8 protein-coding genes are annotated in these 13561 nt (G+C 39.7%); 7 read left to right on the plus strand and 1 reads right to left on the minus strand.

The annotated features are described in order from the left end of the window. Positions 1–2: 2 nt before the first annotated feature. From I592_RS04595 to I592_RS04605, 3 genes are read left to right on the plus strand one after another with little or no spacing between them, the layout of a single operon-like run. Positions 3–1136 (plus strand): exonuclease SbcCD subunit D, encoded by a 1134-nt coding sequence (locus tag I592_RS04595; RefSeq protein ID WP_010781385.1) that lies wholly within the window; start codon positions 3–5, stop codon positions 1134–1136. Then, positions 1136–4258 (plus strand): AAA family ATPase, encoded by a 3123-nt coding sequence (locus tag I592_RS04600; RefSeq protein WP_010781384.1) that lies wholly within the window; start codon positions 1136–1138, stop codon positions 4256–4258. The genes I592_RS04595 and I592_RS04600 overlap by 1 nt, the downstream gene beginning before the upstream one ends. Then, positions 4259–7438: a DEAD/DEAH box helicase gene (locus I592_RS04605; RefSeq protein ID WP_010781383.1), complete on the plus strand. Its 3180-nt coding sequence runs from the start codon at positions 4259–4261 to the stop codon at positions 7436–7438. It begins immediately after the preceding gene. An 18-nt stretch (positions 7439–7456) separates the two neighbouring features. On the opposite strand, the gene I592_RS04610 is transcribed toward I592_RS04605, so the two are convergent. Next, positions 7457–8176 carry an HAD family hydrolase gene (locus I592_RS04610; protein WP_010781382.1) on the minus strand — a complete coding sequence of 240 codons (720 nt, stop codon included), beginning with the start codon at positions 8174–8176 and terminating at the stop codon, positions 7457–7459. A 777-nt stretch (positions 8177–8953) separates the two neighbouring features. Here I592_RS04610 and spxA point away from each other — a divergent pair. From spxA to pepF, 4 genes are all read left to right on the plus strand, one after another. Beyond that, entirely contained in the window at positions 8954–9352 is a 399-nt protein-coding gene (gene spxA / locus I592_RS04615; protein WP_010781381.1) for a transcriptional regulator SpxA, read from the plus strand. Between the two features lie 201 nt (positions 9353–9553). Next, positions 9554–10198, plus strand: coding sequence for an adaptor protein MecA (locus tag I592_RS04620; RefSeq protein ID WP_010781380.1), 645 nt, complete (start codon positions 9554–9556; stop codon positions 10196–10198). 134 nt (positions 10199–10332) lie between these two features. Continuing rightward, a complete protein-coding gene (locus I592_RS04625; RefSeq protein ID WP_244265155.1) occupies positions 10333–11337 on the plus strand; it encodes a competence protein CoiA in 1005 nt (334 codons plus the stop codon). Positions 11338–11507: 170 nt separating this feature from the next. Next, complete coding sequence (gene pepF / locus I592_RS04630) at positions 11508–13325, plus strand: oligoendopeptidase F (protein WP_010781378.1); 1818 nt, start codon at positions 11508–11510, stop codon at positions 13323–13325. The last annotated feature ends 236 nt before the right edge of the window (positions 13326–13561 follow it).

Here is a 13561-nt window from a genome sequence, read left to right on the forward strand (position 1 = left end):
CAATGAAAATTTTGCATACTGCGGATTGGCACATAGGAAAAAAATTGCATGGCTATGACTTGTTGTCAGACCAAGCATATATTCTTGATCAAATAAAAAAAATCGCACAGGAAGAAGCAGTAGATGCTATTGTGATCGCAGGGGATTTGTACGATCGTTCTGTTCCTTCAGAGGACAGTGTACGGTTATTAAATCAAACGATTGCTGAGTGGAATTTAACGGAACAATTTCCGCTACTAGCGATCTCTGGGAATCATGATAGTGCCACGAGACTAGCAACGGGTGCGCCTTGGTTCAATCAAGCAAACTTTCATTTACATACGCGATTACAGGAAGGGCTACTTCCGATCGAGATAGGCAATACTCAGTTCTACTTGCTTCCATACTTTGAACCCGTGGATGCCCGCATCTATTTTGAAGATTCAAGCATTCGGACGATTCAAGAGGCAATGCCAAAGGTAATGCAGGAAATAGTCAAAAGTTTTGATCCAAGCAAAAAACAGATACTTGTAAGCCACTTTTTTGTTGCAGGAAGCAGTAAGACCGATTCTGAGACAAAGATCGAAGTGGGCGGACTTGATGGAATCAATGGGCAATTATTGTCGGATTTTGATTATGTTGCATTGGGACACTTACATGGAAAAAATGCCTTAAAAATGCCGAATGCGCGATATAGTGGTTCGCCTTTAAAATATTCGTTGTCAGAAAAAGACCAGACGAAGGGTGTTTGGATCTTAGATACAGAAACGCTGGCGTTCTCCTTTCGGGAATTGTCGCCGCTTCATGAAATTAAAGAGCTGCAAGCCGATTTTGCAACATTGCTCGATCCGGCGTTCTATTCAACGATTAACCGTGAAGATTATCTTTCTATTCTGTTGGAAGACCGAGCTGTGATCCCGAATTTAATGAATCAATTGAGGCAGGTATATCCACGGATCATTCAAGTAGAACGAGCGAATGGATTTGAAAATGAAAGTCAGACACGTTTAAAAGTAAAAAATATTAAAGAAAAATCCCCAATAGAATTAACGAAGGATTTCTTCACAGAGGTCTCACAAAATGACTTAACAACACAACAAAAGTTCTGGATCGAAGAAGGCTTGCATACCGAACTTAAAAAAGGAGGCGAGGAATAATGCTTCCCAAAAAGATTATTATGGAAAATTTCGGCCCCTTCCTTCATGAAGAAGTAAATTTTGAAGAAATGACAGAAGCGCCTTTGTTTTTGATCAGTGGAAAAACAGGTGCCGGAAAAACCACCATTTTTGATGCCATAACCTTTGCTTTGTATGGAGACGCCTCAGGGGGAATACGTTCATCTAATGAGATTCGTTCTTCCTTTGCGGAGCCTACGGAAGAAACCCGCGTTCAATTTATTTTTGAACATCAGGGAAGAAGCTATGCCATCGAGCGGTGGCCAAAGCAGACTTTAGCAAAGAAAAACGGCAAGGGTGAAACGACTAAAAATCAAAAGGTTCAGCTCAGCATTTTTGACGATACTGGAAAAGAAGCGGAAGCCTATACAAAAGTAGATGCCGTGAACGAAGTGATCTATCAGATTTTACATTTGCAAAAAGATCAATTTCGCCAAATCGTCATGCTTCCTCAAGGAGAATTCCGAACCTTTTTAAATGCGAACAGCACAGAAAAAGAGGCCGTTTTGCGTAGTTTATTTGGAACGAATGTGTATCGACAGTTTACAGAGAATTTGAAACTCAAAAAGGCAGAATTGGAAAAAGGGGTTAGTGAGCTGACCACTAGGATCGATCAGCTATTCCAACAGGTCTTAGCTGAAAAAGGGGCAACCTATGAAGAGTCATTGATTTTTGCTGAGGGCTATCTCTCTGAGGAGGCGCAGGCCTTAACACAAAAAAAAGCGGCGCTTGTTGAAAAACAGACACAGCAAAAAACGCTGCTGTCGCAAGTTCAAAAAGCAGAAAAGGTGTCTGAGAGTTTCAAATCGTATCGCCAGACCCAAGAGCAGCTGCAAGAAGTGAAAGCAGACTTACCCGAGAATGAATTAAGAAAGCGGCGATTGAGTGAAACAAAAGAAATTGAGAAGTTGCGTCCAACCTATGACCGCATACAAGAATTACTCAAAATCCAAGCGCAGCAAACGATTGAAGAAAATGAAAATAAACGGTTATCTGAAGAATTAGAAAGCCAATCTACACGTTGTCAAAAGCAATCGGACCTGTTTGAAGAACAGCGCTCCGATTGGCAAGCAAAAGAAAAAGAATTGCAAAGTTTAGAATCCTTCTTGCCTCTGGTTCGACAAAAGGAAGAATTGGTCAAACAAAAAAATGATTTGATCCAAAAGCTAGCACAGCAACAGGAACAATTAGCGCTACTAAATCAGGAAATCACGAGGCAGCTAGATAAGCAAGCAACATTGAAAGAAAAGCAAAACAGCGAAAAGTTTTGGCAAGAGCGACGGTATGAAGAACTGCAGTTTCAACAAAAAATTGCGGAGTTAAAAGAATCAGCTAAACATATCTTTGAGCAGCAAGAAGCGGAAGAATCCCAACAGATCGAATTAGCTCAATTAGTAGAAAAAGTCAGCAGTACAAGCAACCAGCTGACGAGTGAAAAAGCAGAATATAAAAAATTAAAGAGCCAATGGGCTTCAGCAGAGATCGCTCGTTTAAGCATGGACCTTCTGCCGGGAGAGCCTTGTCCTGTGTGCGGATCAAAAGAGCATCCGAATCCGGTACAGCATAAAGAATTAACACTAGATAACTTAGGTAAATTACAGGTAGCACTTGAAACGCAAGAAGCTCGTTTAAAACAATTAGAGCTGATAAGGGAACAAACTGAAGCTCGTTATGAGCTTTCAATGACTGCTTTCGATACTCTGCAAGCAGCTCGTTTATCTGAACAACAGTCATTATTAGAGAAAATAAAACGTGTTCAAAGAGATTTTGAAACTTATTACCAGAAAAAGGTTGCTGCAGAACTTGAACCGATCCTTCAATTTCTTGAGGAGCGACAAAATGAAACAGCAGACGCATTGGCAGAAATTTCAAAAGCCAATCACGATATGCAAGAGTTGGCAGCATGTCTTGAAAAAAATGAAACTGAAAAGCATGCATTTGAAACAAGTATCCACGTACTTCAAGGAGAAAACCAACGTATAGAAGGGCGTTTAGCCAGCGTCGATGAACAAACAAAAGAGTGGGAAGTTGCGGCTTTAGAAGCTCGTATCTCTGATCTGAAGCAACGTGTAGAGGAGTACCACGGGCAATTAGACGCTCATCAGGCGTTAGTAAAAGAGGTCGAACAGAAGCGCATTCGTTTGCACGAACAGCAAAGGTTTTTAGAAAAACAACAGCAGGACTCGGCCCAAACTCTTGAGAGCTATCAAACATCGTTGAACAGTCAATTGGCTGAAAAAAGCTTAACGATCGATCAAGTGAAGCAGCCACTCGTAAATGTCTCTCTGCTGGAGCAGGAGATCAGTGATTTTGAACAACGAGTGCTTGTTCTGAGTGATCGTCAGAAACAGTTGGAAGAGACGTTACAGGGGCAGGTTGAACCGGATATGGAACAACTCAAAAAACTGTTGACCGAAAGTGATGCAGAAGTTGCGTTGTATCAGCAACAGTACTATGCTAAAGAGAATCAGTTAATGCAGCAGCGTGATTTAGTGATGAAAATCAAAAGTCTTCAGGAACAAAGTAAGGACAAGTTAACGGATTTAAGTCAAATTATTCAGTTGTATCAAACGATGAATGGGGACAATCCTCAAAAAATCAGTTTGGAGCGCTATGTATTGCAGTGGTATTTAGCAGAAGTATTAAAAAATGCCAATCAGCAATTAAAGCAGCTGACAAAAGGGCGTTATCAGTTTGAACTAAAACAAGAAACGGGACGCTCTAAAGGCAATACCGGATTAGAAATCAATGTATACGATGATAATGCAGGGGCGACTCGCAGTTCTCACACATTATCTGGAGGAGAGAGTTTTATTGCCGCATTGTCATTGGCATTAGGATTAGCCGAAGTGATCCAAAATCAAGCAGGTGGAGTAGCAATTGAGGCCTTGTTTATTGATGAAGGGTTTGGCTCGTTAGATGAAGAGGCATTAGAAATGGCAATGGAAGCCTTAGAAGGAATAGAAAGTGCAGGACGTATGATCGGTATCATCAGTCATGTACGAGAATTAAAAGAACGTATTCCGCAGCAAATTGTGGTGGAAACTAGCGGGACGGGACGCAGCAGTATTCGTTACCAGCTAGAAGGATGGAGTGAAGCGTAAATGAGATGGAGTATTCCAGAAAAAGTGATCGAACGCGGCAGAACTTACTTGAAGGAAGGTCGGGTCTTGTCTGTAGAGGCAGATCCCGCTCGTCGTGTTTGGCATGGTGAAGTATTAGGCAGTGAACTTTATCTGGTTGATTTAGATGGCAGTGGAAAAGAAAATGATATTTGTGCATGTCCTTATTGGGAAGAGCATGGCTATTGCAAGCACACGGTAGCTGTGGAATTGTATTTGCGGGAAAAAGGATTGTCACGAGTAATCAAACCTGAAAGTGTACTACCTAAAAAAATGGAGAGCAGTGTTTCTTTTGCGGATCTCCTAAATCAAGGGTTTTCCCGATTAGAGAAGGAAGCAGAACCTTTGCGTTCATTATTTGTGGAATTCGTGGTAGAAGCAATCCCGACAAATCCGTACCACCCTGAATTGGATGTTTTAGCAGTTTCACTAAGAATTGGAAGTAATTTGAATAAACGGAGCTACATCGTTAAGAATTTATATGAGTTTCTTCATGCGTACCAAACGGATTCCGTATACACCGTAAATAAACAGTACCGTTTCCAAATCGAAGCGGGCGCTTTTGATCCAAAATGTCGAGATTTGATTGAAGATTTAGTAGGCATCAGCGAAACGTATCAATTGCTAGGTAAAGCAGGTCTACAAGTCAAAGGTAAATTAGACAAGCGTTATCTATTATTGCCTGTTCATCGGATGCAGGAATTGTTGAAGGAAATGGAAGTCACGGGAAATTTAACTATCAATCTGGGGGATAAGACCTATTCTGAAGTTCATGAAGGGCAAGAATTACCCTTAACGTTTACGTTAGAGAAGCGTGGGGAAAATGACTTCGGTTTGACTGTTGAGGATGGTTTTACAAATTATTACAGCAACTATTTCTTGGGATTTGTCGAGAATTCTTATTATTTGATGACTCATGAGCAGCAGGATACCTACATCACATTGAAGCAATTGATGAAACGCTTGAAAGAGCCTGTTATTGGATACGAGCAACGTCAGCTTTCACAATTATTTACGGATGTCTTTCCGTATTTGCGTAAAATTGGGCGCGTGATTGTTTTGGATGAGGTTGCTGAAATCATGAAAGAGGAACCTTTGCGCGCGGTAGTAATTTTTCGGAAAATTAAAGGGATGATTAAGACAGAGGTAGAATTCCATTACGGGAACGCTTATTTTTCAACGAATGAGACCCATCAGCCCAAGCTTCCTAATAATGTCGAGATCTTGAGAGACCGGAAAAAGGAAAAGCAACTATTGGATCTCTTCGATACTTATCGCTATCAAAAAATCGATACCGGGTTTGAAAAAAAATTGCCGGTGAAAGACAATCTTTATTACTTTTTCAAGGTTGAAGTAGAAGAATTTAGAAAATACGCTGAAGTACGAATGGGGAAAAAACTTCGTCAATTGTTCTTAGACGGAGAAGAATACCAGCCAACGATCGAGGTCGATCAAGCCGGGTCTTGGTTAGATATCAAATTTGATGTCACAGGTATTAAAGACAATGAGATAGATCATGTATTGAATAGTTTACTGAGAAAAGATCGTTTTTATACATTAGACAATGGCGAAGTATTATCTTTTGACTCAGAGGCATTTCAACAGACTAGTGAGATGATCGGCCAGCTGCGTGATAAAATTAGTGCGAAAGATGGGCTGATTCGTTTGCCTAAAAGCCAAGGAATCATGCTGGAGCAGCGCTTAAAAGACAATCCGCAAGCGCAATTCAGTGAAAGCTTTACTGCGATGGTACAAGACTTGACGCATCCAGAAGAGTATCAAGTGGCGATGCCGGATAATCTGCAAGCCACGTTGCGTCCGTATCAAGAATCGGGTTTCCGTTGGCTGAAAATGCTGAGTGATTATGGGTTTGGAGGGATTTTAGCAGATGAAATGGGACTTGGGAAAACGATCCAAGTTATTACGTTCCTCTTAGCAGAAAAAGAACAGCATCCGATCAAAGCGGTGATCGTGACTCCAGCAAGCTTGGTTTATAACTGGCAGGCAGAAATTAGAAAATTTGCTCCTACGCTGGACTCTATCGTAGTTTCCGGTAATCGAGGAGAACGTGAGCAATTGCTTGGAGAAGCAAAGGAGATCGTCATTACTTCTTACGCAAGTTTGCGTCAGGATATCGACCTTCACGAAAAGAATGGGTATCAATACATGATTCTTGATGAGGCGCAAATGGTGAAAAACGCTTCGACTAAAACCTCGAGCGCACTACGGAATTTGTCGATTCCACATCAGTTTGCCTTGAGTGGGACACCAATCGAAAACAATCTGGAAGAGCTGTGGTCATTATTTCAAACAGTCATGCCTGGATTCTTTCCACCTATTGGACGCTTCCGACAAATGGCTGTTCCAGAAATTGCAAAGATGATCAAGCCATTCGTGCTCCGTCGTGATAAGGACACTGTGTTGCAGGAGTTGCCAGAACGAATCGAATCCAATGTCTTAAGCAGCCTGACAGAGGAGCAAAAGACCGTTTATCTGGCGTACTTAAAACGGATGCGTCAAGAAGTTGATCAAATGGATTCGGCAACATTCCGCAAACAGCGTGTAAGTATTTTAGCAGGACTGACCCGCTTGCGCCAAATCTGTGATGATCCTCGATTATTCATGGAAGGCTACGAAGGCGGCTCAGGTAAATTAGATCAGGTCAAGGATCTGATCCATGCGGCCAAAGAAAATGGTCGACGTGTCTTATTGTTCTCACAATTTACCAGTATGCTCTCAATTATCGAAAAAGAATTTGCCGAAGAAGGAATCAGCAGCTTCTACTTGCGAGGCAGTACGAAAGTTTCTGATCGTTTGACCATGGTCGATGCATTTAACTCAGGTGAGAAAGACGTCTTCTTGATTTCATTAAAAGCAGGAGGCACTGGTCTAAACCTAACAGGTGCAGATACGGTCATATTATACGATCTCTGGTGGAATCCTGCTGTAGAGGAACAAGCAGCTGGACGCGCGCATCGAATCGGACAGAAGAAAGTGGTCGAAGTCTGGCGAATGATAGCTGAGGGGACGATTGAGGAACGAATGAATCAGTTGCAGCAAGAAAAACGTGAACTGTTCCAAAAAGTGATCCAAGGCAATGAAGAACAAACAAGCAAACTTACAGAAGAAGATATTCGGATGATTTTAAGTTTGGGTGAATAAAAAAAAGTTTGCAGTGCGTTAGCGCTGCAAACTTTTTTTGTTCATAAGGGCTTGGCTTAATTCGTTAAAACTCCGCAGTTCCTTTTCAAAAATAGGGAGTTGATTCTTAGGTATTTCACGTCTCTGATGATTGAACCACCAAACAGACCATCCCGCAGCTTTAGCGCCGAGAACATCGTTATCAAAACTATCGCCAACATATAGAAGCGATTCAGGTGATAGATTCAAAGCAGCTTCCATCAGCTTGAAAATACCGGGATCCGGCTTTTGAATTTGAACACCATCAGAAATTAGAATATGTTTCTGGTCAATCCAGCGAGGGATGTTCAATGCGCGAATCTTATCATTTTGGCGTTCGACAGGACCGTTGGTGATAAGTCCAATAGGAATTTCTGACTGATTCAAATAGTCGAGTGCCTCCGTTATTTCATAAGGAAGAGCAATGTTCTTTAAAGCGTGATCATAGTTTTCTTGAAAAGTATGAATTTCTGAGTCAGTCGGGAGGTAACCGAAGTCAGCCAGAGCAAGTCGAATGCGTTCATAGCGCATTTTCACAAGCGTCCATTCCCCCGTAATTGATTTCATATAATGCAAATCACTGTAATAGCGAAACCGGATAAAAAGATCATTCATTTTACTGGCTGGAAACGATGGGAATAGGCTTTTGATCGCCTCTGCGAAAGGTGACTGCTGTTCGTATAAAGTGTCATCTAGGTCAAATACGATACCTTGGATCATTTTCTCACTCCTAATAGTTTGTACCTCTATTATAGCAAATAATAAATTCTTAACAGTTCTGAGCAAAAAAATAGAAACTTAAGAGAATTCTTGTTATGTTATCAATGCATCAAAATGGATGAAAAAACATAGACCGCCATCAATCAAAAATATTCATGCAGAAAAAAATAATGATTGAAATGGGAAGAAAGTGCGGAATTTTAAGGTCTACCAATTTTTGAAAACTCCATAAAATTTTTGATTTATTTCGACTATTTGGAAGCTGTATCTATTGTTTAACCGCAAAATAGTAAAAAAATTTGATACAGAAAAATTACTCACAGCACAAAATAAAATAACTATAAAATAATAACTGCTGTACTTTATTAGCTGAAGTTTTTTAAAATCATTCTAAAAAAGCCTTGTTATATAAAGTTTTATAAACACAAATTTACTTTATAAAAATATTGTTTTTTAATTTTTCTAAGATAAAAAAAATTTTTTAAAAGAATAAAATTTGATTTTATTTAAAAATGGCGCTTATTATGTTACAGATTTCGCAACTGTTATAGCACTGTTTGAAATGAGAGATACGCCATTGTTTTCTCATATTGACAAATGGGAAGTGTCGTGACTCCTTGTATAACGGAAGCCTAAATTAAATAACGTTAATATTTGTAAAAAAAAAGACAATGTCCTCTTTTTTTTGTTACCTTTTTTTTGTATAATAGAAACAGATAGCAGGAAGTACTGATTATCTGTTACAAAAATTGAGAGTCAAGAAAAGGAGTGATATGCATGTTAACACTATATACTTCCCCTAGTTGTACATCATGTCGGAAAGCACGTGCTTGGCTACAGGAACATGAGATTCCTTATGTTGAACGAAATATCTTTTCTGAGCCATTGAACATTGATGAGTTGAAGGCCATTTTACAAATGACTGAAGATGGGACTGAAGAAATCATTTCAACCCGTTCGAAAGTTTTCCAAAAGTTGAACATGGATTTAGATGAGTTGTCACTGAAGGAATTGTTGGATTTAGTGAGAGACAATCCTGGATTATTACGTCGTCCGATCATGATCGATGAGAAACGTTTGCAAGTAGGATTTAATGAAGATGAAATTCGTCGATTCCTACCGCGTGATGTTCGCCAATATGAATTACGTCAAGCCCAATTAATGGCTGGATTATAGAATAAATACCTCGCGGTTGCGAGGTGTTTTTTTGATTCTCTTTTTTTCTAAGGGGAAAATTTCTTGAGTGCACAGCCTTTATAAATGAGTGTTTCCTCTTTTGTTTATAGGAATTTAATAAAATTCGATGGCTTTCTTTACTTTTAACCGGAATCAGTTACAATGAACATATAATCTATCTTTAAAGTGAGGTGTGCCAAGATGGAGATGGAACACATCAATGAAAATACGATCCGAGTCATTATTGAGAATGAAGATCTAGCGGAGCGCGGTATTACTTTCTTAGATCTACTAGGAAATCATCGAGAAATCGAATCCTTCTTTTACAGTATTTTAGAAGAAGTAGATATCGAAGATGAGTTTAAAAGTAGTGAAGCGGTAACGTTTCAGGTCCTTCCGAAAAATGACGGATTGGAACTATTTATTAGTAAAAACTTGACACCAGAAGACATCAACAAGATGAACAATTCGACAGAGTTCGAAACGAATGATTTTGACCAACTGATTCGTCAACAAATTTTAGCAAACTCTGAAAGCCTTGAAGAGGACGAAGTAACAAGCCGCTTACGGGTTTTTCAGTTGAATAGTTTTGAGGATATGATTGAATTAGCAAGTTATCACTTTTTAGATGAAGCTTGGTGTGATTTATATCTGTTGAACGAGACTTATTATTTACAAGTCTACTTTGATCCTGAAATTTTCGGTGAGTTTGGTTTATCAGACGTGATTGCTGAAGTTTTGGAATATGCGCAAGATTCTTCTGTGTCGACAGAAATGTTAGAAGAATATGGGAAGCTTTTGATGCATCGTGAAGCGATTGAAATTACCCGTGCTCATTTTAATTAAATAGTTTGATATTACAGCCTTCGTTCGTTTGAACGAGGGCTTTTTTTGATTTTCAGTATATTTGTCGAATGGAATAAACGCTTCTACAAAAAATGGGCAGGTTTGAATGCAATTGCGTATCTTTTTTTGAGGTGATGAGAATGATATTTGCTTATACTGAAAAAAAAGAGATGGTACAAGCTTCGGAAGTTGAAAAGAAACAACATGTTTTTTGTCCGGATTGTGGTGAAGGATTGATTCGAAAGGCAGGTCAAATCAAGATTCCTCATTTCGCTCATGGAAGACACTCGGAGTGTCATGGCTTAAGTGAAGGAGAGACACCGGAACATCTGGGAGCAAAATGGTTTTTTCATGAATGGGGAAATCACTTTGACGAAACGTGGCAGTTGGAAACGCCATTACCAGATCTACCGCAACGTCCAGACCTGCTCCATGAACGTATTGCGGTGGAAATTCAATGCTCCCCGTTGAAAAGCACGCGCTTAGAAGAACGTATCCACGGGTACCGGGACAAAAACTATCAGGATTGGTGGTTATTAGGAAAAAAACTTTGGCCAAAAGAAAAATTTACGGTATTGCAAAAACAGTTTTGTTCCTTCGATAAAGAACGAGGGGTTCATTTATGGCTGTTAGGAGATAATCAAATTCGATTGCTTTATCATATCCACGAAATCGATGAGGTGATTTATTCAGAAGAGCGGTGGTCGGAGACTTCCCACCCGTTAAAAGAAATTTATCATTCCTGTGTTGCAAAACGTCCGCCCCATCTTTATCTAACTAGTGAAAGTATCAGTCAAAGAAAACAGGAATTGAGTCTCAAGCTTGTTCAAAGCAATCCCAGAGTCCGAGCGTTGCAAGAATATCTTTATAGTGAGCGTAGACATTTGTTGTATTTGCCTAATTGGGTATATTTTCCCAGCCGCTATTCTTTTTTCTATCAGGAAGATCTTCTTGTATTTCGCTACTTGTTTCAAAAGGAAGCTAAGAACGCTTCCCGAATCTTTCAGAAATTTTTGGAATTCCGTCAAGAGAATCAGAAAGAATGGCTGTTTTATAGAATTGACCAGCGCGAAATTTTAGAGAGAATGTATCTTGAGGCTATTTTTTGTCAAAGAAAGGCTAAAGTTTTATCCCCCTAGCAGTTTTCCAAATTACTTTTTTCTAAATTGTGGTAAGATTGAGGATGAAAAATACAATCGATTATCCTTTACTTTTACGTAGTAAAACGACTGAAGTGTAAAGATAAACGTTCATACATGCTGCTTTTTTCTAATGGAAAAAGTACGAAAATAGAGTTAGGAGTGTAGTTATGAGTGAGGCAAAGCAATTACCAACGCGTCAAGAAGTATCAGCGGAGTTGACTTGGGATTTAACCAAAATCTTTGTTGATGCTGCTGCTTTTGAGAAAAAATTTCAAGATTTAGCGAATGAATTGACCGAAGTAAACAAGATCAAGGGAAGTCTAAATCAAGGAGCAACAGAATTTTTAATGGCGATTGACTATATTTTGGATATTTATCGCAAAGCGGAGGTCATTTATGTCTATGCTCATTTGAAAAACGATGAAGACACGGCTAATACGACCAACCAAGCACTTTACGCCAGAGCATCTAGTCTGATCGCGCAGGTCAGTGAAGCGGTTAGCTGGTTTGAACCGGAAATGTTGCAGCTTTCGGATCAAGAAATTTGGGCTTTCTTTGAAGCTGAACCAAAACTTGAGTTGTACCGTCACTTTGTTGAACAAATCATCTCAGAAAGAGCCCACGTTTTACCTGCTGAGCAAGAAGCCTTGTTAGCTGGAGCCAGTGAGATTTTTAGCAGTTCAGCGGATACTTTTTCAATTATGAACAACGCGGATCTGAAATTCCCAGTTGTAAAAAATGAAGAAGGGGAAAATGTTCAATTGACTCATGGGGTCTATGGACAGTTACTAGAAAGTACGGATCGCACAGTTCGCGAGGAGGCATTCAAGGCCTTATATTCCGTTTATCATCAATTTCGAAATACGCTGGCAACAACATTGAGCACGCATGTAAAAGGGCATAATTATAAAGCAAAAGTACGCGGTTATACGTCTGCCCGCCAAGCCGCATTGAGTGGGAATCATATTCCAGAGGATGTTTATGAAACATTGACGCTCGTGGTCAACCAATATTTACCACTGCTACATCGGTATGTGGAATTGCGTAAAGAATTGTTGGGTCTACCAGAGTTGCATATGTATGACCTGTACACACCACTATTAGCAGAAGCACCAATGAAGTTTACTTATGAAAAAGCGCAAGAAAAAGCGCTTGAAGCGTTAAAACCTTTAGGGGAAGAATATTTAGATGTCGTCAAAAAAGCATTTGCAGAGCGCTGGATCGACGTTGTAGAAAACCAAGGCAAACGCAGCGGTGCCTATTCTTCTGGGGCCTATGATACGCAACCGTACATTCTTTTAAACTGGCACGACCGATTAGATGAGCTTTACACACTCGTCCATGAAATGGGCCACAGTGCCCATAGCTATTTTACCCGTCACACACAGCCTTATGTCTATGGAGATTATTCAATCTTTTTAGCAGAAATCGCGTCTACGACGAATGAAAATCTGCTGACGAGCTACTTATTAGAGACGGAGAAAGATCCGAAAATTCGTGCCTATATTATCAATCATTACTTAGATGGATTTAAAGGAACCATTTTCCGTCAAACCCAGTTTGCTGAATTCGAGCACTTTATTCATACGGAAGATGCGGCTGGCACACCACTGACTAGCGAACATCTAAGCAAATTTTATGGTGAACTGAATGCGAAATACTATGGACCGATCGTCGTTAACGATGAGGAAATAAAAGACGAATGGGCAAGAATTCCGCATTTCTACTATAATTATTATGTTTATCAGTATGCGACAGGTTTTTCAGCGGCAAGCGCATTAGCGAAACGGATCGTTGAAGGGGAGCCAGATGCTTTAGACAAGTACTTAACGTATTTAAAATCCGGCAGCAGTGATTATCCGATCGAAGTAATGAAAAAAGCGGGCGTGGATATGACACAACCGACATATATCGAGGATGCTATGGAAATTTTCGCTCGCCGGTTGGATGAGTTAGAAGAATTGGTAGCAGAATTAAAAGAATAATGGCGTGAGTGAGCAGAGGTGACAGCCTCTGCTTTTTTTTCGGTTCAATGGCGTTTCATGGAGGCGAAAGCGAAAAAAGAAAAGGATTCGCTAGTTTTATTTTTTTAGAATGTGGATAACTAGAGGCGAAGGACTTATTAAAAGTGGATATCTAAGGGTTTAAGCGTTTTCTCAATAAAAACTTAATAATTAAGGCCAATGTATTCAAATAATTGAAAAAAATTTTATAAACGGAA

This window comes from Enterococcus gilvus ATCC BAA-350, assembly GCF_000407545.1.
GTDB lineage: Bacteria > Bacillota > Bacilli > Lactobacillales > Enterococcaceae > Enterococcus_A > Enterococcus_A gilvus.